Annotated in this window: 16 protein-coding genes and 1 pseudogene; 13 read left to right on the forward strand and 4 right to left on the reverse strand. The window is 69.9% G+C overall.

Features of this window, described 5'->3' with window-relative positions:
* Positions 1-120 precede the first annotated feature (120 nt).
* Together AB0G15_RS37595 and AB0G15_RS37600 are read left to right on the forward strand one after the other, a co-directional pair.
* Positions 121-1,437: a site-2 protease family protein gene (locus tag AB0G15_RS37595; RefSeq protein WP_362849656.1), complete on the forward strand. Its 1,317-nt coding sequence runs from the start codon at positions 121-123 to the stop codon at positions 1,435-1,437.
* A gap of 164 nt (positions 1,438-1,601) precedes the next feature.
* Positions 1,602-2,123, forward strand: coding sequence for a MarR family transcriptional regulator (locus tag AB0G15_RS37600; protein ID WP_362686842.1), 522 nt, complete (start codon positions 1,602-1,604; stop codon positions 2,121-2,123).
* A 223-nt stretch (positions 2,124-2,346) separates the two neighbouring features.
* Here the strand turns inward: AB0G15_RS37600 and AB0G15_RS37605 are convergent, their stop codons facing one another.
* Positions 2,347-2,853 (reverse strand): DinB family protein, encoded by a 507-nt coding sequence (locus tag AB0G15_RS37605; RefSeq protein ID WP_362849659.1) that lies wholly within the window; start codon positions 2,851-2,853, stop codon positions 2,347-2,349.
* Between the two features lie 582 nt (positions 2,854-3,435).
* Here AB0G15_RS37605 and AB0G15_RS37610 point away from each other — a divergent pair.
* The 7 genes from AB0G15_RS37610 (at position 3,436) to AB0G15_RS37640 (ending at position 12,554) form a co-directional block, all read left to right on the forward strand.
* A complete protein-coding gene (locus AB0G15_RS37610) occupies positions 3,436-4,581 on the forward strand; it encodes an FAD-dependent oxidoreductase (protein ID WP_362849661.1) in 1,146 nt (381 codons plus the stop codon).
* Positions 4,582-4,753: 172 nt separating this feature from the next.
* Positions 4,754-5,539 (forward strand): L,D-transpeptidase family protein, encoded by a 786-nt coding sequence (locus tag AB0G15_RS37615; protein WP_362849664.1) that lies wholly within the window; start codon positions 4,754-4,756, stop codon positions 5,537-5,539.
* A gap of 437 nt (positions 5,540-5,976) precedes the next feature.
* Positions 5,977-6,522 (forward strand): hypothetical protein, encoded by a 546-nt coding sequence (locus tag AB0G15_RS37620; protein WP_362849667.1) that lies wholly within the window; start codon positions 5,977-5,979, stop codon positions 6,520-6,522.
* Between the two features lie 66 nt (positions 6,523-6,588).
* Entirely contained in the window at positions 6,589-8,283 is a 1,695-nt protein-coding gene (locus AB0G15_RS37625; protein ID WP_362849670.1) for an NB-ARC domain-containing protein, read from the forward strand.
* Entirely contained in the window at positions 8,280-10,982 is a 2,703-nt protein-coding gene (locus AB0G15_RS37630) for a hypothetical protein (protein ID WP_362849673.1), read from the forward strand. Before AB0G15_RS37625 ends, AB0G15_RS37630 begins: the two co-directional genes overlap by 4 nt.
* Positions 10,983-11,208: 226 nt before the next feature.
* Entirely contained in the window at positions 11,209-11,571 is a 363-nt protein-coding gene (locus AB0G15_RS37635) for a nuclear transport factor 2 family protein (protein WP_362849675.1), read from the forward strand.
* Positions 11,572-11,621: 50 nt separating this feature from the next.
* The gene (locus AB0G15_RS37640; RefSeq protein WP_362849678.1) at positions 11,622-12,554 is read left to right on the forward strand and encodes a hypothetical protein; all 933 of its coding nucleotides are present in this window, start codon (positions 11,622-11,624) and stop codon (positions 12,552-12,554) included.
* 145 nt (positions 12,555-12,699) lie between these two features.
* Here AB0G15_RS37640 and AB0G15_RS37645 read toward each other — a convergent pair whose 3' ends face one another.
* From AB0G15_RS37645 to AB0G15_RS37655, 3 genes are all read right to left on the reverse strand, one after another.
* Positions 12,700-13,443 (reverse strand): DUF6193 family natural product biosynthesis protein, encoded by a 744-nt coding sequence (locus AB0G15_RS37645; protein WP_362849681.1) that lies wholly within the window; start codon positions 13,441-13,443, stop codon positions 12,700-12,702.
* Positions 13,444-13,657: 214 nt separating this feature from the next.
* Positions 13,658-15,061 (reverse strand): HAMP domain-containing sensor histidine kinase, encoded by a 1,404-nt coding sequence (locus AB0G15_RS37650; protein WP_362849684.1) that lies wholly within the window; start codon positions 15,059-15,061, stop codon positions 13,658-13,660.
* Entirely contained in the window at positions 15,058-15,726 is a 669-nt protein-coding gene (locus AB0G15_RS37655) for a response regulator transcription factor (RefSeq protein ID WP_362849687.1), read from the reverse strand. Before AB0G15_RS37655 ends, AB0G15_RS37650 begins: the two co-directional genes overlap by 4 nt.
* A 75-nt stretch (positions 15,727-15,801) precedes the next feature.
* Here AB0G15_RS37655 and AB0G15_RS37660 point away from each other — a divergent pair, with 75 nt between their 5' ends.
* The 4 genes and pseudogenes from AB0G15_RS37660 to AB0G15_RS37675 all read left to right on the forward strand — a co-directional run bounded on the left by AB0G15_RS37660 (position 15,802) and on the right by AB0G15_RS37675 (position 19,733).
* Entirely contained in the window at positions 15,802-17,985 is a 2,184-nt protein-coding gene (locus AB0G15_RS37660) for an MMPL family transporter (protein WP_362849691.1), read from the forward strand.
* A gap of 494 nt (positions 17,986-18,479) precedes the next feature.
* A pseudogene (locus tag AB0G15_RS37665) lies at positions 18,480-18,686 on the forward strand (transposase); the annotation flags it as partial.
* 16 nt (positions 18,687-18,702) lie between these two features.
* Positions 18,703-19,179 carry a transposase gene (locus AB0G15_RS37670; protein WP_362849694.1) on the forward strand — a complete coding sequence of 159 codons (477 nt, stop codon included), beginning with the start codon at positions 18,703-18,705 and terminating at the stop codon, positions 19,177-19,179.
* A gap of 14 nt (positions 19,180-19,193) precedes the next feature.
* Positions 19,194-19,733: a winged helix-turn-helix domain-containing protein gene (locus AB0G15_RS37675; RefSeq protein WP_362849696.1), complete on the forward strand. Its 540-nt coding sequence runs from the start codon at positions 19,194-19,196 to the stop codon at positions 19,731-19,733.
* Positions 19,734-20,073: the final 340 nt, after the last annotated feature.

The raw sequence follows: 20,073 nt of genomic DNA on the forward strand, positions 1-20,073 counted from the left end.
AGGGTCCCGAACGGCCCGGTCGGGGGAGCGGCCGGGAACGCCGCTTCTCGCGGCGGCGTGGGGGCCGGATACTTGGGCTAACCTCTTATGGGGCATTGTCGGTGAAACCGCGATGGGGGTATGAATCCTGTGAGCTGGCTCTCCGTGGTCGGGGTCATCGTCTTTCTCGTGGGGCTGATGGTGTCGATCGGACTGCACGAGATCGGCCACCTGGTGCCGGCCAAGCTGTTCGGTGTCAAGGTCACCCAGTACATGGTCGGGTTCGGCCCGACGATGTGGTCGCGCCGCAGAGGCGACACCGAGTACGGCATCAAGTGGCTCCCGCTCGGCGGCTACATCCGCATGATCGGCATGCTGCCGCCCCGGCCCACCGACGCCCCCGGCAAGGTGCGCTCGGTCTCCACCGGCCCCTGGCAGGGCCTGATCGAGAACGCCCGCGACGTCGCCCTGGAGGAGGTGCGGCCGGGCGACGAGGACCGGGTGTTCTACCGCAAGCCCTGGTGGCAGAAGGTCATCATCATGTCCGGCGGCCCGGCGATGAACTTCGTGCTGGCGTTCGTCCTGTTCGGCGTCGTGCTCATGGGCTTCGGCATCCCCACGCAGAAGACCGAGATCGCCTCGATCCCGCAGTGCGTGAAGACCGCCGCCGAATACGAGAAGAACCCCGAGTGCACCGCGGCCGACAAGCCCAGCCCGGCCAGCGCGGCGGGGCTGAGGCCGGGAGACGTCATCGTGTCCGTGGCGGGCAGGCCCACCACGAGCTGGGACGCCGCGACGCGGGCCATCCGCGACCACGGCGCGGGCCCGATCGCGATCGGCGTCAGGCGGGCCGGCCAGGATCTGACCGTCAACGCCAGCCTCATCGCCCAGGACCGCGAGTCGCTGGACGAGCCCGGAAAGATCGAAAAGGGTGTCGGATACCTCGGGGTGAGCCCGAAGATCGTCATCGAGCAGCAGAGCTTCGGCGCCGTGGCCGCGCACATGGGGGATCTCACCTCGGCCACCGCCGCGTCGCTGCTCAGGTTCCCCGAGAAGATGGTGGGCGTCTGGCACGCCGCCTTCTCCGGGGACGAGCGCGACAGGAACGGCCCGATCGGTGTCATCGGCGTCAGCCGCATCGGCGGTGAGATCGCCGCCGCCGCGATCCCGCTGGAAAACAAGATCGTCGTTTTCATCAACCTGCTGGCGGGCTTCAACCTGGCGATCGGCCTGTTCAACCTGATCCCGCTGCTTCCCCTGGACGGCGGCCACATCGCGGGCGGTCTGTGGGAGGGGCTCAAGCGCGGTTTCGCCCGCGTCGCCCGCCGTCCCACGCCCGGCCACGTCGACATCGCCAAGGCGCTCCCGCTCACCTACGCGATCGCCTTCCTGATGATCATCATGGCGGGCCTGCTGATGTACGCCGACCTGGTCAACCCGGTCCGCCTGTCCGGCTGACCGTTCCCCACTCCCGCCCCGGTGTTCCGTACGGACCGTCGTGCCGTGCGCGCCGAGCTGCCCGCCACGGGTCCACGGGCGGTGACCTCCGGCGTGGCGCGGCGTGCCGGGGGCCGGGGACGGGAAGACACGGCACATCCGCGCACAGGGGTTAGTGTGACGCCGTGAACGAGGGAACGCCTGGAGCGATGATCGACGTGGCCCTGTTCCGGCTGCGCCGGATCTGGTCGCGGCCACTGCGCGCGCGCAAGGCCGGGGAACCGCAGCGACCGGTGCACATGTCGAACGTGATGGTCGTGCACGCCGTGCACAAGCTGAGCCTGGACGTGCCGGAGGTGACCGTGGGCGCCGTCGCCGAGCAACTGGGCGTCGACCCCTCCACGGCCAGCAGGCTGGTCAACGACGCGGTCGGCGCGGAGTTCGTGGAGCGCGAGGAGTCGGCCGTGGACGCCAGACGAGCCCGGCTCGTGCTGAGCGAGCGGGGCCGCCGCGTGCTGGAGGTGGTGGTCCGCCACCGGCGCACCTACCTTGACGGCCTGATGGCCGACTGGGACGAGCCGGACCGCGAGGTCTTCGCCCGGCTTCTCGACCGTTTCGCCGAGGCCGCCGTCGCCCGTCCGGCGAACCTGGCCAACCTCGACCGGATGATCGCCGAGACGCTCGTGGAGACCTCCACCCCGGGCTGATCGGGCCGTTGCCGCGACCGGCCCGTCCTGCACGGGACCGGCCCGTCCTGCACGGGACCGGCCCGTTCTCCACGGGATCCGCCCGCGCTCCGTGCCCGCCCCCGCCCCGGTGGGGGCGTACGTCGCCTGTTCACGCGGATGGAGGCGGGTGGAGGCTGTCCACACCGGTGGAGGCGTACGTCACCTGTCCGCCCCGGTGGAGGTGTGCGTCCCTAAGGCCGGCCTACTCCCCGGTGACCCCGTCGATCCGCTGGCGGATGATGTCGGCGTGGCCGTTGTGCCGGGCGTACTCCTCGATCATGTGGACGAGGATCCAGCGCAGGGAGACGTCATGGTCGCGGCGCCGCGTCTTTCCCACGGTGTCCAGGGGAAGCCCGGCGGACAGCTCGCGCGCGTGCGCGATCTCGCCCCGCCAGCGGGCGAACGCCTGCTCCGCCGTGCTCGTCTCCAGGGTGTCGAAGTCGCCGTCGGGGTCGTCGTCGGAATAGTAGAACGGGGCGACGCCCTCACCGTTGAGGATGTTGCGGAACCAGTTGCGCTCCACCTCGGCCATGTGGCGGACCAGGCCCAGCAGGGAGAGCGTGGACGGCTCGGCGGAACGCAGGCGAAGCTGCTCGTCCGAGAGCCCGGCACACTTCACGGCCAGGGTCTCCCGGTGCCAGTCCAGCCAGGAGTGCAACATGGTGCTCTCGTCGGCGATGAAGGCGGGGTCAACACGTGTGTCGGTCATGGAGCCCCATCCTGTCGGCGCGCGGGCCCGCTGTCATACCTTTTTTCCCCGGTTTCCTCCCGGCTGATCGCGAGGCGTCCGCGCGCCGCCGCGTACCGGAGGACACTTACGCATCGGTATATGTCGGTACTACTCGCCGTTCAGTCACCACGTTCTACAACAAGTGAGACTCGGCCGTCCACCTGCCCTCAACAATCCCACCGAGGGCATATAGGCGAGTCCACAGAGCAAAGTAGGCAATCCAACCCGCCGTGACCCCGGCCGGCCCGCCCTGGCGGCCCGGACTCGACTAAGGAGGTGTCAATATTCGCCCGGGTCGATCGGTGGATTGGTGATGAAAATCCGGCACGCGGCCAAAAATTTGTCATCGGATGATTCAGGGCGAGTGCGGCTTTTCCCCGTTCAATCCAGATTGTTTCCTCGGTCGGTAATGGTTTCCCATCGGCCCGCCGCCGGTCCTCTCCCGTTTCGTGTTCGCCGCCATTCCGGGGTTCGCCGGTTTCCCGATTTACTGTGGAGGGGTTTCGGTGTTCGTCGTGACGGCCTCCCGCGGTCGGTCGCGCCGGAAAGTGATCGAGCTGGATGGATCCGGAAAGAAGGCGTTCCCAGGTGCGCGCGAATTCAGAGAAGATACTTGTCGTCGGGGCCGGGGTAAGCGGGTTGACCACTGCTTTGTGCCTGGCCAGGGAAGGGTTTCGCGTCACCGTCGTCGCGGAGAGATTCGCGCCCGACATCGTCTCGGTCGTCGCGGGCGCGCTGTGGGAGTGGCCACCGGCGGTGTGCGGTTACCACCACGACCAGATCTCCCTCGCCCGCTCCAAGAACTGGTGTGTCACCTCGTACGAGATGTTCGAGAGGCTGGCCCGGGCCAAGGTTCCCGGGGTGGCCATGCGAAGGTCCAACTTCTATTTCAAGCACCCCGTCGAGGAGAGTCCGCACGATCTCCACAAGATGCAGGAACTCGCGGGGAAGGTACGCGGCTTCGTCCGCGACCGGTCGCTCGCCGAACGCAACGGCGTCAGTCCCGACTACGGCGTGGTCGACGCGTACTCGCACATGGCACCCATGATCGACACCGATCAGTACATGGCGTGGCTGATGCGGCAGGTCAAAATCCACGGTGTGCGGGTCGAGCGGTACCGGGTCGAGGGACTGCTCGCCGAGCGCAAGGCCGAGCTCCTCGACCGCTTCGGCGCCGAGGTGATCGTCTGCTGCGCCGGTCTCGGCACCGCCGGGCTCCGCGGCATCGGCATGTATCCGCTGCGCGGCGCGCTGGTACGGGTCCGCAACGACGGGCTGCGTGGCCGCCGGATCCGCGAGGCCCACTGCGTCTCCCACGACGAGCAGAACAAGGACGAGCAGGACATCGTCTTCATCGTGCCGCGCAATCCGAGGCTCCTCGTCCTCGGGGGACTGGCGGAGAAGGACGAGTGGGACACCGGGATCGACCTGGAGAACCACGCGCCCGTACGGGAGATGTACGAGCGGTGCCTGGCCTTCATGCCCGCGCTGCGGCACGCCAGGCTGGATCCCGACGAGCCGGTACGGGTGGGGCTGCGGCCGTTCCGGAACGAGAACGTCTGCCTTGAATGGGACGACGAAGAACAGGTCGTCTACAACTTCGCGCACGGCGGAGCCGGATTCAGTTTCTCCTGGGGCTGCGCCCAGGAGGCCGTCGGTCTGGTGCGTGCGGCTATAGAGGATCGCAAGTACTCGTATTCCTTCTAGTGGATCTCGTCCGAGAGCGGATAGGCGTTAAAAAATGCGGAGAACCATCACGTGCCTCCTGATCGCGAACTCGACCCTCGCGCTCACCGCGTGCCTGCCATTCGGTATCGCGAACACCGGGGTCGTGGCGTCACGGCATTCCGGGGCGCCCCTTCCCCAGGAGCGCCCTCCCGTGCCTCGTGCCGAGCACACCCCGCTGTCGCGGTTTCCCCTCCTTCGCCCCGGCGACAGGGGGACCCAGGTCCAGGAGGTCCACCGGCGCCTCGACCGGCTGGGATTCGGGCCGGGAGAGGCCGGCGACGAGTACCGTCCCGCGCTGCGCGCGGCCGTGTGGGCCTTCCAGAAGGCGAACGGGTTGCCCCCCACCGACCAGATCGACCCGCGAACCTGGCGGGCGCTCTCCCGCCCGGCGCGCCTCAAGCCGCTGGTGTCGTACGGGGAGCCCACGAGGGTGGAGATCGATCTGCGCCGCCAGCTGCTCACCGCGTGGCAGGACGGCAAACCCGCGCTGGTCTCCCACATCTCGACCGGCAACGGCGAGCACTACTGCAAGAAGGGCAACTGCGGGGTCGCCGTCACGCCCACCGGAGACTTCCGCGCCTGGTTCCGGACGCCCGGATGGACCAGCGGGCCGCTGGGCGACCAGTTCTACACCATCTATTTCAACGAGGGCATCGGCTTCCACGGCTCGGAGCGGGTCCCGCGGCATCCCGCGTCCCACGGGTGCATCCGGGTGCCGCTCCACAACGCCAAGGCGCTCTACGACATGACCCCGACGGGAACCCCGGTCTACGTCCGGCGTCCCGCGGCTCCCGAGTCTCGGGACCGTGCCACGTCTCCCGACCGGGCCACGTCTCCCGGGCGTCCGAAGTCCTCCGGGCGGCCCGCGTCCCCTGCCTCCCCTGACGAGTCACCCGGACTCCCCGGACAGGACGCGGACCGGGCGAAGGAGCTCTGAGGCAGGCCGCCGGTCGGCCGGTCACCGGCGAACCCCGAGATCGGCGCGGACAGGACCAGGTCAACGGGTCAACACGGCCAACACGGCCAACCGAAAAGGGGGAATTCTGCAAATATCTCTAAAATCATAATATTTTGTAATATGTCCCTTTTGGGGATGGCGATGATGATTCCCTCACGGTGAAATCGAGTTCCCGTACACTCCGGCGTTCGTTTCCGAACGTCATGGATCGTGTAACGGATGGTCCGCACTCGGTATATACCTACAAGTGGTTGACGTTTTGGTCCGCCGGAGGGGATGGATCGCCGTGGCCTGCATCAGAAAATCGATCATTCGCCATAAGGCGAAGACGCTGTCGACCTCACTGTCCGAGCCTGCCGGAGAGAGGGGCGAAGGTGCAGGGTCCTAACCCCCCGAGCCATGTCCGAGAATCGCGCGTGGCCGGACGGGGGCTCGCTCTCGCCTTCAGCCGCGGCCTCCAGCCACAGGCGGTCGACGCGCGGATGGCGTTGCACCGCGATGAGTTCTGCGTCGGCCAGACCCCCATTCTTCTTCTCTGCTTCACCGAGGCCGAGGCCGAGTACCTCAGGAAATCCGGAGGATACGTCGTCGGCGGTTCGCCCGGCGGTTTCGTCCTCGGGTCGATGTACAGCGCGGCCAGGCTCACGGGCAACATCGTGGGAAACCGGATGCGGAAGGCCAAGGCGGCCCGCGAGGCCGCGGCGCAATGGCGCCCGGTCGACCAGGGGACGCTCTACCTGACGAACCGGCGGTTCGCCGTCCAAGGTCAGTCCCAGTGGCGTGACCTCTGGTTCGAGAACATCCGCATGTCCGACTGTGACGGCCATGCCATCCGGCTCGAGATGAGCGGCTCGCCGTCGACGGCGCTCCAGGTCCACAACCCGGACTACTGGTTCGTCATGTTCAACAAGCTCGCGTACGACAAGGTGGTAACGCCTCCGGATCCTGATGCTCCCGCCTGAGGTGGCGCGGGTGCCCGTGCCCGTTTCCCGGGCTCCTGGCGGGTGCGCGGCCCGAGGGACGCGTCCGTGCTGACGACCATCGGCGGAGCCGTCTTCGAATGGGTGGTCGGGGAAGCGCTCGGTCGTGGCCTGCAGACCGTCCGGCGGGATCCGCAGAACCGCGAACTCGACGAGATCATGCAGCGGGCCGTGGAACCGGCCGTGGACGCCGTCACCACGACCGAGGAACAGAGACGTTCGCTCGTCCCGGTGCTCCGGGAACGCCTCACGGCGCGCCTCGATCTGGACCCGGGCGCGATGAAGGACCCGGCGACGTGTATCCGCCGCTGGCTGGAGCCGCTGGGACGGCCCCACGACGACGGGAGCCACCTGAGCTACTGGGACGAGATCGGGATCGACGGGGACCTGGTGGCGGACGCCCTGTCGGTACAGGTGGTGGGCGGTATCTCGGCGAACGCGCGCAAGGGCGGCTCGCTGTCCTTCCTGGCGAGCGAGCAGCGGTACGAGGCGCTCCGGGCGCGGCTGGAGAGCATCGCGGCCCATTTGTCCTCCCTCACCGCGCTGCGGAGCAGCCCGGCGGCTCGACGCCACCGGCCGATAATGACGCCCGCGCGCTGGGGGCGTCACGTGTCCAGGCCCGCGGCGGAGCGGGAGATCGCCCGCCACGTCTTCGCCCCCGCGCTGCCCGGACACCCGCCGATGCTGCTCATCTGGGGTACCGGCGGGTTCGGCAAGACCTGGCTGGCCCAGGATCTGGGCCTCAGCCCGGCGGCTCTGGAAACCTTCGAAGGCGGCGTGCTCTGGGTCCAGCTCAGCGAGGACCGGTCCATGGTCCGGCTCTCCGCCGAGCTGGAGGGCCTGATGCGGGTGCTGGGGAGCCAGGAGGTGGCCGCCGGTGACCCGCGGCTCCTGGCCGCGCAGGTGGGGGAGCTGACGGACGGGCTTCCGACGCTCGTCGTCGTCGACGACGCCTGGACGGAGGGGCAGGTCGAACCGTTCGTCGAATCCCTTCCGCCGCAGTGCTTTCGAATCGTCACCTCACGCAACCAGCGGGCGGTGCCGCCCCATGTCCCCCGGGTGCACGTTGACACGATGCGTCCCGGGGAATCCGCGCAACTGCTGCGAGGGCGCCTGGCCATCACGGACGATGACCTGATCCCGCTGCTCGACTTCTGCGGCGACTGGCCCCTGATCCTGGCGCTCGTCGGCGGGCAGCTGCAGTGGGTGGTCGACCAGGGCGGGTCCACGGCGGACGCGGTGAGCGAGGTGCGGCGCCGGCTGTCCGGAGGAAAAGGGCTGCGCGCGTTCGACGGCGCCCGCCGTGCCGAACCCGCCTCGCCACGCACTCGCACGGTCGAGGCCACGATGGAGACGAGCCTGCGGTTCCTCGAGGAGCGCGAGCCGGGAGCGACGGCACGCTATCTGGAGCTCGCGGCCTTCCAGGAGGACCTGGACGTGCCACGCGAGGTCGTCGCCGACCTGTGGCGCGAGCGGGCGGGGCTGGACGCGGCGACGAGCGAGGCGCTGCTGTTCGAGTTCGCCGGCATGTCCCTGGTCCAGCGCTTCCAGTTCACCCCGCCGACCGTCCGCCTCCACGACGTCGTACGCGCCTACCTGCGCCACGCGGCCGGCCCCCGGCTGATCGCGGAGGTGAGCCGGAACATCCTGGATCTGTACCACGGCGCCGTCTACGACTACGACGAGGACGACGATGACGACGGGCCGTACGGCGCCCCCGCCGGCGGGGGATCCCGTCGATGACGGACGACCGGAGCAGGCCCCCGATGGACGAGGCCACCCGACGCTTTCTCCTGCAGACCCGGGCCGCGATGACGGAGCGGGCGGGACGCGACATCCGTGGCCTCTGCCTCGACCCGGGCTGGCTCCTGTCGAGCATCACCACCCGCCCGGCGGGACAGGTGGCGGAGGATCTGGCCCGCGGCGGCGATCCCCAACTCGTCCTGCTCGGCCGGTTCATCGAGCGAGGGGCCCACATGGTCGGCGAGGCCCGGTCCAAGGCTCATCGCGTCAACACGATGCTCGCCTGGCTGGGGAGCGAGCCGAGCCTTCGCCCCGTGGTCGAGCGCTGTGTCACGCGGCTGCGGCGGCCGTATCTGCTTACGCTGTGGAGCCTCGGCCCGAGCGGCGACGAGCGGGTGCGCACGCTGCAACGCCACGACGCCATGGTCACCACCTGCGCGTTCGGCATCGAGGGGGAGTCACTGGCGACGGCGGACCAAGACGGCGTCGTCGCGATCTGGGACGTCGCCACCGGAGCGTTCGTCGGTGAGACCGATCCTCGGCGGCTCTGGGCCGAGCGGGGGCACGGGGAGCCGCCCGTCCCGCATCGTGAACGCATCGTCCACATCAGCTACGGCACGCCGCGGGTGTGCCTGCTGCCGGGCACCGGCAACCGGCTGGCGGTGCTCACCCCGGAAGGGCTGCTCGGCGTCTGGTCCCTGGACGGCGTGCCGTACCCGCGCTACGTCCTGGACACCACCCTGGACGGCGGCACGGCGACCTTCCTGCTCGGGCGCGACGACCCGGAGACGTTCCTGACCCGCTCCGGCGGGGCGTTCCGGCTGCGGAGCTGGGCGACGGGCGAAGTGCTGCTCACCATGGACCTGAACGGGCAGATGGCGGCGACATGCCTCGACGAGGACGACCGGCTCTTCGCCGTGGAAGCGGACCAGGGCCTGGTGGACGTGTGGGACCTCGCCGAGCGCCGGCACGCCGCGCGGCTGCGGGTCGGAGGAGAACGTGTCCAGATCGCGCGCCTCGCCGTCGACGGGGCGCTGCTGTTCATGACGGACTACGACGACGTCGGACACGTTTGGGACTGGACGCGCGGACGGCGCCTCACCACGGTGCGCGGGGTCTTCGGCCTGCCTCAGATAGACGGCCGTGCCCGTACCCTGCGCTGGTTGCAGCACCCCGGACGGCTGGTCGTGACCCCGATCCGGACCGGGCCCGCCCCCATGGCCGGGATCGGGGCGTGGCTGGCCTCGGCGGGGCGAGATCGTTCGGAGGACCACGACGACTACGGGAGCGCGGTCGCCGTCCGTCTCTCCGAGCAGGTGCTGGCCACCGTGATCACACGGAGGCATCTGACGGGCGGCAGCGCGGTGTCCTTCGAACACAGGGTGGACATGTTCGACGTCCGCACCGGCTACCCCCTGACCAGCGGATGGGGACCCGACGAGGTGCTGGGGGCCGCCAAGGGGTCCGGTCCCGACGAGCTCGTGGTCGTGACCACCTCCGGGAGGGTCGAGACGTGGAACCTGATGACCGGTGGGATGAGATACTCCCGCACGGCGACCGGTTTCAGCGGGGCCGCGGCCACGGCCGTGAGCCCGGACGGCTCCCACGTCGCCGTCTCCGCCGGGGGCGACGTCCACCTCGTGCGTCCTTCGGAGGCGAACGCCGCCGACCAGGCCACCGCCTACCCCGTGATCGGGCACATGCTCGACGTGACGGCCGACCCCGGCGGGCGGTGGCTGGCCACCCTCACCGATCAGATCGAGCTCGACATCTGGGATCCGAGGACCGGACGGCTCCGGCATCGCTGTTCCGGCACGGCGCCCCGGGTCTTCCGCAACGCCCGGCCCTTCCGGGCATTCAGCCCCGACGGGCGATGGATCGCCGTCCACGACTGGGACGACAGCCTGCTCGTGTGGGACGCCATGTCGGGGTGGCCGCTTCCCGGCCTGCCCTCGCAGGACGCCGATCTGGTGCACGTGGCCGCGGGTCCCAACGGTCCCGTCACCGTCGTCAGGCACCGGGACGGGCAGCTGTCGGCCTGGGACGTCGCGACACGTCGGCGAATAGCCGTGCTGCCGCCGTCCACGACGGTGGTGGGCGACGTCCGGGGCCGATGGGTCGCGGGGATCGACGCCGATGACCGGGTGTTCGTCTGGGATCTCGCCTCCGCCCGCCCCCTCCCCTCGCCGGGCACCGCCGAAACGGTGGCCGCCGATCCCGCGGGACGTTGGCTGTACGTCGCGGGGGAGCGGACGCTGACGGCGATCGACCCGTTCACCGGCGGGAACCGGCTGCTCCGGACGACGGATGGCACGAGTGACGACGCGGTCGTCAAGGTGGTGCCGTCCGACGACGGCGGACGATGCGCCGTCGTCAGAGGGGACGGCGGCATCGAGATCCTGGCGCGCCCCGAGGACGGCTCCGCCGATGGCGGGCTCGCGGCCCGGACCCGCCTGGCAGGCCGGAAGCCGATGTGGCGGCGGAGCGCGAGCGGCCGGCTCATGGCCGTCGCGGACCCCGCCGGCGGCGACCTCGAACTGATCGACCTCGCGGCGTCGGCGGCGGGCGCCCGCGCGCAGGCGTCGGCCACCCTCGACGGGTACATCCGGGGAATGGCCTGGCTGGGAGACGCCGCGGCCGCGGTCGTCGGCGACTTCGGGCTGCAACTCGTCACCCTCACCACACCGGCGAAAGCCTGATCGCGGTGCCGTCCGCAGCGAGACGCCGGTCCCCGCGAGCACGAGGTGCTGCCCCGGTCCGCCGGCCAGGGCAGCACCTTCCGGGTGCCCGCGATGCCGCACTCCAGGCTCGGAGATCCCGGCCGGCCTCACGGCGACGGGACACCCACCTTCGCGATAGTTGCGCGTCGTCCTCCACCCCGTATCGTCCCCACCAGTGGTCCCGACCGCGTACGGAAGGATCGGCGTGACCGACGACGTGGTGCGACGCGTTTTCGAGGTGGTCGACTCGTTCGACCCCGACGAGTTCGTGCGGTTGCTGGCCGAGGACGCCACGCTGGTGTTCGGCAACGCCGAGCCGATGAAGGGACGTGAGACCATCGCCGCCGGGCTGCGGGCGTTCTTCTCCACCATCGGCGGCCTGCGGCACCGGATCGTCAGGAACTGGCGGGTGGACGCCGACATCATCGCCGAGACCGAGGTGACCTACCGGCGGCTCGACGGCAAGGAGGCGAGCGTCGTGGCCGTGTCGATCTGGCGCACCCGTGACGACGGCCTGATCTCGGACTACCGCATATTCGTCGACCTCGCACCCGTCTACGCGGCCTGAGGCTCCGGCGAGACCGTATTCGCGGGCCTGACGCCTGTCTTCTCCCGGCCATGTTCGAACGACTCGCACGGCAGATGTGGCACCAGACCGAGCCGGTGCACGCGACGCTCTATTTCAGCCCCGAGGCTTTCGAAGAGGCGGCGAGGCTCGGCCACGACATCGGATCGCGCTGGCCGAGCTACTTCGCCTGGCGCATGGCGCCGCTCGGCGCCGCGGGACCGAGGGGGGTCGCCGCCGCCTGCTACAGCTTCAGCCCCACGATGATCGCCGAGTACATGCCGGCGATCTGGGCCGTGGCGACCCCCGGGCAGGTGCTCGAAGCGCGGTCGCGAGCGATGGACCGGACACTTCGCGTCCTCCTCGGCGGCCACATCGACATGACAGAGGCAGCCGAGCTCGCGGTCAGGGCGGCGGAGAGCATCCGGGTCGCCCACCGGCCACTGGCCGCGGCCAATCTCGAACTGCCCTGGCCGCGAGAGCCGCATCTGACCCTCTGGCAGGCGTACACGGTCCTGCGTGAACGGCGGCTCACCGGCGAGGAGACGCTCGGCCGCGCCGCCGAACTGATCGAGATCTACGGCGCCTCGTTCAACGGCCCACCCTGGTATGAGGACGGACACGGCACGGCCGGCTTCGCCAGGCGCCCGGCCACGGACGCACGCCGCCCGGGTCTCGCGGCGGTGCTCGCCTGCCGGGACGGCGAACCCGCGGAATTCGGTACGGCATGGCCGACGCAGAGCCCCTTCCCCGCGGGCCGCGCCTACGACCGGGTGCGCGTCCAGCTCGGCGGCCAGGTGGAAACGCGCCTGGTCGGGGCGCTGGAGGTCGATGAGCTCGCGGTGAGCCCGCACGCCCGCGGACAACGCCTGGCGGCCCGCATCCTCGACCTGCTCTGCGAGGGCGCAACCGGCTGCGGGCTGCTGACGGCACCGAAGGCGCATGACGCGATCGGCTCTACGAACGCCTTGGCCGGCGGCGTCTGACCGGCCCCGAGGCGAACGTGGTGGTGTTCACTCGCTCGCACCGGACGCCGGCTGCCACGGCCACTCCGGGCGGCCGATGAAGCGGTCGGTTGCAGGCGGACGCGGTCGCCGTCGCCGAGCAGGCGGGCTGCCGCTGACGCCCGCATCATGGCGCGGACAGGAAATCATGGGCGGTTCCTTCGACCGCTGGGCCGCATCCAGCCGGAAGCCTGGCCACCACCAGAGCGATGGCCGCGTCGGCGCTGTCGACTTCGTCTACGTCGACATCACGCGCGGGGCCGGAGACCCGGTAACGCCCGTTACCCAACGGATCGACGAACGGGATGTTCCATGTGTACGGGTACCCCGTACACATGCTGAAGTGGAGGGACCAGTGGCTCAAGACCGGCAGGAGCCGGCGTAACCGCTGTCTTGCGTGAGCCGCCTCCACCAGAGCATGTACTCCCTCGACAGAACTGTCCCGAGCAGCCTGGCGGATGAGGCGCCACTGCACTGCGACCACGTCGGCCGGTCCCCGCTCGTGGGCATATGCCTTCTCGCTGATCTCCACGAACGGTGCCGTCCGCTGAATCTCGGAGAGCCGGCCTCCACGCCGCCACGCACTCGCGGCCTTGGCGACCTCCCCGAGGTCCGGTGTCGCCCCGGAGACAAGCTCGACGCCTCGGCTCCACCCGGTGACGATGAACCACCGCTCGACGGCGCCGACCATGATCGAAAACGGATCGCGCCTGGCGTCAACGCTCGCCACAGCCGCCCACCCGAGTGGATCGGAGTCGCTGCTGACGATGTTGCCGAGGTCCACCCCCAGCTTGACGGCGGCCACCTCCAACGCCGCAGCCAGACTCCCCGCGGACTCCACATCCGGATACAGCTCGGAGTCGCTCGTCACATGACCAGTCTGATGGAACGCGGACAGCCTCGGGCGAGTTTCTCCGGGCACACGCCCGCCCCACCTTCCGTCGCGTACCGGCCGAAGACCATCGAGCGGGAAGCCCGCGAAGCGAGCGGACATCTCGCGCTGCCTCTCGCTGGACGTGACCTGGTTGCGGTGCTCCCACGGGCGGCCACGGAACAGGGGCGGTGGAACCGGCCCGGTTCGGTGGTCACCCGCGCGGGAGCCGGAGTTCGAACGCGGCGCCCGAGCCGGACGGCAGGGCCCGGGCGTGCCCATGGTGCGCGGCGGCGACAGCCGCGACGATGGCGAGCCCCAGGCCGGTGCCGGAGCGGCGGGTGGGGTCGGCGCGGTAGAAACGCTCGAAGGCGCGCACCGCCTGCACGGCGTTCAGCCCCGGACCTTCGTCACGCACCTCGACGACCGCGTCGTCGCCCTCCGCCCGGACGGTCACCGTCGCCGCCGTGCCCGCCGGGGTGTGCGTACGTACATTGACCAGCAGGTTGTCCAGGGCCTGGCGCAGGCGCGTGCGGTCGCCGCGGATGAGGACGGGTCCGGTCGCCCGGAGGGTGAGAGGACGGCCGAGGTCCACGGCCGCGGAGGCGGCGACGGCCTCGGCGGCGAGATCCGCGAGGTCGACCGGCTCTCGTTCCAGCGGGCGCCGCTCGTCGAGCTCGGCCAGCAGGAGGAGCTCGTGCACGAGGACGCCCATGTGCTCGGCCTCGGCCTCGATCCTGGCCATGGTCTTGGCCAGGTCACCGGGGCGGTTCGCGGCGCCCCGCCGGAACAGCTCCGCGTACCCCCGCACGGAGGCCACGGGCGTGCGCAGCTCGTGCGAGGCGTCGGCGATGAAGCGGCGCAGCCGTTCCTCCGAGGCGGTGCGCTCGCGGAAGGCGGCCTCGATCTGGCCGAGCATCGCGTTCAGTGCCAGCCCGAGCCTGCCCGCCTCGGTGTGCGGCTCGGTCGGCTCGACCCGCCGGGTGAGATCGCCGCCGCCGATGGCCTGGGCGGTCTCGGCGATGTCGTCCAGGGGGCGCAGCGCGTGGCGGATCGCTCGAAAGGCGACAAGGGCGAGCACGCAGAGCACGAGCAGCGTGATGGCCGCGAAGACGCCGGTCAGCCGCTTCGTGACGGCGTCGTACTCGGTCGTGCGGATCCCGGTGACCAGGATCCGTCCGTCCGGCAGCCAGGAGTGGCGCAGCCACCACTGGTCCTCGCTCGCGAAAGGGCCGCCAAGGTCGGGGACGGCATCCTCGCGTACGTAGACGGCCCCGTCCGGGTCGGCGGCGGTCGGGCGGCGGGGCGAGGTGGCGCCGATGTGCACGTCGGCGGAGAGAACAGTCCTGATCACGTTGCCGCGGGTGTCCCGCACCTGGAGAAGGACCGGGGTCGTCGCGGCGGAGAACAACCGGGCCGTCTCCTCGTCCGGCGAGCGGCCCTCGGCGAGGAACGGGGTGACGGCCGCGGCGAAGCGGCCGAGCCGGTCGCGGGCGTGCTCCGCGCCGGCGTCTCTGGTGATGCCCCACGTCACCAGAGGCACGCCGATGAGCCCCGTCGTCAGCAGGGCGAGCACGGTGAGGGTCAGGCGCGCCCGCAGCGACCGCGTGCGGATCACGACCGCGGCAGGCGCAGCGTGTAGCCGACGCGCGGGACGTTGTGAATGAGCGGCGGGTCGCCGATCTTCCTGCGCAGGTAGCTCACGTATGTGTGGACGAGGCCCTCGCTGCCGCCGTTCTCGGGCTCCCAGACGTGGTCGAGTATCTGCTGTTTGGTGAGCACCCGCCCGGCGTTGACCAGCAGATAGCGCAGCAGCGTGTACTCCTTCGGGCTCAGTTCGATCAGGCGGCCCTCGCGGCGTACCTCGCGGGGGCCGTCGTCGATCTCCAGGCCCGCGTAGGAGAGCCGGTCGGCGGACATCGTGCGGCGCAGGACGACATGGGTCCGCACGATCAGCTCCTCCAGACTGAACGGCTTGGTCAGGTAGTCGTCCCCGCCCGACCTGAGACCGGCGATCCTGTCCTCGGTACGGCCCATCGCGGTCAGGAAGATGATCGGGAACCGATGGCCCAGCCGCCGCAGCCGCCTGCAGGTGTCCAGCCCGGAGCCATCGGGTAGTCCGATGTCCAGGACGAGCAGATCCGGCGTGTTCACGGCCACCCGGGAGACCGCCTCGCCTCCCGATCCCGCGGCCTCCGCCTGGAAGCCCTCGTAACGCATGGCCGTCACCACGAGGTCGGCGAGATGGGGGTCGTCGTCCACGACAAGGATGCGAGCGCTCATCCGGCCAGTCTGCCGTGGAGTTCTCAAGGAACTCTGTCACAGAGGAACTGAAGAGTGCGCTGCTGCACTGGGCGCATGAATCATCTGGATGACCGGTTCACCGCGCGGCTCGGACGGTTCGTGCTGCGGCACAAGCTGGTGGTGGTGCTGGCCTGGCTGACGGTCACGGTAGCGGGAGTGTTCGCGACCGTCGCCGTGGGCGACCGGCTGACCGAGGACTTCGCCCAGCCCGGGCAACCCGGGTACGAGGCCAACCAGGCCATGCACCGGCTCTACGGAACCGGCGGCGACGACCCGCCCCTCGTCGTCGTCGTCACGTTGCCGGAGGGCGGCACGGCGGCCCGGCAGCGCGCGGAGATCGGCAGGCTGTTCTCGGCCGCCGTCTCGGCCATGGGTGTGCGCGTCGTGTCGTACGCCGACACTGCCGACCCGCGATTCGTCGGCGACGACGGGCGGACCACGTACGGGCTGGTGTTCACCGAACCCACGCGCGGCATGAACGCCGACCTGAGCGAGCCGCTCGAGAAGGCGTTACGGCCGGCGTTGATGCCGGGCGCGACGCTGCGCGTCACCGGCATGGAGGCCTTGGCCGAAGCCGAGGCGAAGGGCGTCGACGTGCTCGCCGAGACGCTCATCGGCGGGGTGGGGGCGCTGGTCGTGCTCGCGTTCGTGTTCGGCTCGGTGCTCGCGCTGGTGCCCCTCCTGGTGGCGGCCGTGTCGATCCCCGTCACCTTCCTGGCTGTGTACGGCCTGACCGGTGTGACGGACGTGCACACGATCGTGCAATTCATCGTCTCCCTCGTGGGGCTGGGCGTGGCCATCGACTACTCGCTGCTGCTCATCACCCGCTGGCGGGAGGAGCGCGCGCTCGGCTACGAGGGCGAGGCGGCCGTCGAGCGCGCCATGGCGACGGCGGGCCGCTCCGTGGTGGTCAGCGGGGTCACCGTGGGCATCGGCCTGCTGGCCATGGTGGTCATCCCGGTGCCGTTCCTGCGCAGCGTCGGGTACGGCGGCATCATGGTGCCGCTCGTCAGCGTGCCGGCCGTACTGACCCTGCTGCCCGTCCTGCTGGCCAGGGGCGGGGCGCGACTCGACTGGCCCCGCCGTCGGCTCTCCGCGGAAACCGGCCGGTGGCAGGTCTGGGCGCGGGGTGTGGTCCGGTTCCGCTGGGCCGGGCTGGCCGCCTCCGGCGCACTGCTCGCGGCGCTCGGCTATGCGGCGTTCTCGCTTCAGCTCGGCCAGCCGGTGAGCGACTCCCTCCCCCGCACCGGCCCCGCCTACGAGGGGCTGTCCGAGCTGCGGCGGGCGGGCATTCCCTCCGGGGTGCTCACCCCGCTCGACGTGATCCTTCCCCCCGGCGTCGATCCCGCCGCGCAGGCGGCGCGCCTGGCGGAGCTGCCCGGCGTGCGCACGGCGGTGGCCCCGCACGGCTGGCGGAGCGGCGGAACGTCGCTGATCACGGTCGTCCTCTCGGACGAGACGGGCACGGAGGCGGGCCGGGCCACGATCGCCCGGGTCCGCGCGGCCGTGCCCGCGGGCGCCCAGGTCTCCGGTGAGGGGCCGCAGAGCCTCGACTTCGTGGCCGCGGTCTACGGCGGCTTCCCCGCAGTGCTCGCACTCATCTCCGTCCTGACGTTCCTGCTGCTCGTGCGGGCTTTCCGCTCGCTGCTGCTGGCGGTCAAGGCGATCGTGCTCAACGTGCTCTCCCTCGGCGCCACCATGGGCGCGGTGGTGCTCGTCTGGCAGTACGGCTACGGCTCCGAGCCGATCTGGGGGCTGGCCGGCACGGGCTCAATCGCCGAGTTCATCCCGGTCATGATCTTCGCGTTCCTGTACGGGCTGTCGATGGACTACGAGGTGTTCATCCTGGCCAGGATGCGGGAGGCGTATGACCGGACCGGCTCCACCGACGAGGCGGTCGTCGAGGGCCTGGGGCGGACCGGACGGCTGGTCACCAGCGCGGCGCTGATTCTGTTCCTGGCGTTCGGGTCACTGGCGGCGGCCCCGCAGCCGGAGATCAAGATGTTCGCGACGGGGCTCGGGCTGGGCGTGCTGCTGGACGCGACCGTGATCAGGGCGCTGCTGCTGCCGGCGTTCGTCGCGGTGATGGGCCGATGGAACTGGTGGCTGCCTGGTCGGCCGGCCCTGCTCGTACGGGTGCTCGCCGGTCGGAGGCCGGACATTCCGGTCCCGGTTCGTACGCCTGGACCGCAGCCTGAGTCCGATCCCGCGGGACAAGGTCGACGGATCCACGAGTAGGCCGGCGGCGCGGTGCCCGGAGCTGTTGACCCCGCCATCTGGGCCGAATGCTCGGTGTCGAACGCTGCTGCGCACCCGCCCGGCCGCAGTGGTTACCGTCAAGGAGTGGCGCGGGCTGGTTTTCCGCTTCGACATGACTCCCGAGAGCCACCTCGCCGCTCTTTGTCTCCGCAGCGCCATCAACCCATCTGAAGATCTGAAGTCCGTACGGGCCCTAGTACATCGAGATCTGATCCGTGATGGCGACTGACCTGCGGTGATCTTTCAGAAGGCGTTCTGAGCTGGGCTTTTGGTTTTCACTGGTTCTCAGCGTTTCGTGCTGCTTCTCGTGCTCATGTGCCCTGGATGTGCCCTGCGCTTCCCGGTCTAGCACAAAACACCCTACTTATGATCCAAACGCTCACTAAGAGGGTGTTTGAGAGGTGATCGTTGGCCTATTGTCCTCGATGGGTATAGGTAAGGCATGACACGAGACCGGTTTTTATCCCTCTGATCTGACCGATGAGCAGTGGGCGCTGATCGAGCCGCTGCTTCCCGCTGCGCACTGGGATAGCCACCCGGACAAGCATTCACGGCGTGAGGTCGTGGACGCGATTATGTACGTGATGCGTACCGGCTGCTCGTGGCGGCAACTGCTAGCCGACTTCCCGCCCTGGCAGACCGTCTACTGGCGCTTCGTACGCTGGGAAGACCAGGGGGTGACCCAGCAGATCGTGGGTGCTGTGCCGACGGGCCCGCAGGGAGGCCGGCCACAAGGCCGAGCCGTCGGCCGCGGTACTGGACTCCCAAAGCGTCAAGGGCGCCGACACCGTCGGCGAAGACAGTCGCGGCTACGACGCGAACAAGAAGATCAACGGCCCCAAGCGGTTCGTGGTCACCGACACGCTCGGTTTGCTCCTGGTGGTGATGGTGCGCCCGGCCAGTGTGCAGGACCGCGCCGGTGCCACCACGATGCTGCTGGGACTGTATTTAAGCGGCCGCTGCCGGGCGGTGTTCGCCGACCAGAGCTTTTCCGGACGGTTGGTGCTGTGGGCGCGGCAGATGCTGGGCATCACCGTGCACATCGTCGCCAAGCCCGCCGGTCAGCGGGGCTTTCGGGTGCATCCTCGGCGGTGGGTGGTGGAGCGGGCGCTGGCCTGGTTACTGACCTTAAAAGTGTGGTGTCTCGGAGAGCTGACGGCTGGTGATCTCTGAGGTATGCCATCGTCATGCGATACGCGCAAGGTGGCGGGCTGACCGCCGAGCGGCGAGCCTTCCGTGAACGGTTGCGGTTTCAGGCGGCCGGGCGATTCGGTGCCGAGCAGGACAACGCGGTCATCGCCCGTGAGCTGCGAGTGAGCGTGCGTTCGGTGCAGCGATGGCGTAAAGCCTGGTCACAAGCCGGTGAGCGAGCGCTGCTCTCCACCGGCCCGGCCTCGCTACCGCTCCTGAGCGATGAGCTGTTCACCGTCTTGGAGACCGAGCTGAACAAAGGGCCGTCGGCGCACGGCTGGCCGGACCAGACCTGGACCCTGCAGCGGATCAAGACGCTGATCGGCCGACGGTTCCACAAGAGCTACACCATCCAAGGAGTGGCCGCGCTGCTCAAGCGGCACGGCTGGTCGTGCCAGGTGCCGGCGCGCCGGGCTGTCGAGCGCGATGAGGCGGCGGTGGCCGGCTGGGTGAAGGAGATCTGGCCGCAGGTGGAACAACCGCGGCGGCGCTCGGGGCATGGATCGTCTTCGAAGACGAGGCCGGGTTCTCGATGACGCCGCCGATCACCAGGACCTGGTCCCGGCGCGGGGCCACCCCGATCGTGCGCGTACGCGGCCGCTCCCGGCGCCGGTTATCGGTGGCTGCCCTGGCCTGCTACAAACCCGGACAGCCATCGCGCCTGATCTACCGGCCCTGTCCCGACGCGCGCCCTGATGGGCGAAAGAGCTTCGCCTGGACCGATTACCGCGACTTGATCCAGGCCGCCCACCATCAACTCGGCGGCCCGATCGTGCTGGTCTGGGACAACTGTGAGACTTGTGGGGTATCGCCCGGGGCGTGAGTTTGGCCCGTGGGACAACTGGCGCTGGCTGCCCTGTTGAGGATCTGTCGGCT

It is taken from the genome of Streptosporangium sp. NPDC023825 (assembly GCF_040639575.1).
Taxonomy (GTDB): Bacteria; Actinomycetota; Actinomycetes; order Streptosporangiales; family Streptosporangiaceae; genus Streptosporangium.

Bases quoted from the DNA above. Each gene is read 5' to 3' on its own strand.
- AB0G15_RS37595 (WP_362849656.1), top strand. From the start codon at position 121: ATGAATCCTGTGAGCTGGCTCTCCGTGGTCGGGGTCATCGTCTTTCTC.
- AB0G15_RS37605 (WP_362849659.1), bottom strand. From the start codon at position 2,853: ATGACCGACACACGTGTTGACCCCGCCTTCATCGCCGACGAGAGCACC.
- AB0G15_RS37610 (WP_362849661.1), top strand. From the start codon at position 3,436: ATGGATCCGGAAAGAAGGCGTTCCCAGGTGCGCGCGAATTCAGAGAAG.
- AB0G15_RS37630 (WP_362849673.1), top strand. From the start codon at position 8,280: ATGACGGACGACCGGAGCAGGCCCCCGATGGACGAGGCCACCCGACGC.
- AB0G15_RS37640 (WP_362849678.1), top strand. From the start codon at position 11,622: ATGTTCGAACGACTCGCACGGCAGATGTGGCACCAGACCGAGCCGGTG.
- AB0G15_RS37655 (WP_362849687.1), bottom strand. From the start codon at position 15,726: ATGAGCGCTCGCATCCTTGTCGTGGACGACGACCCCCATCTCGCCGAC.
- AB0G15_RS37660 (WP_362849691.1), top strand. From the start codon at position 15,802: ATGAATCATCTGGATGACCGGTTCACCGCGCGGCTCGGACGGTTCGTG.
- AB0G15_RS37675 (WP_362849696.1), top strand. From the start codon at position 19,194: ATGCGATACGCGCAAGGTGGCGGGCTGACCGCCGAGCGGCGAGCCTTC.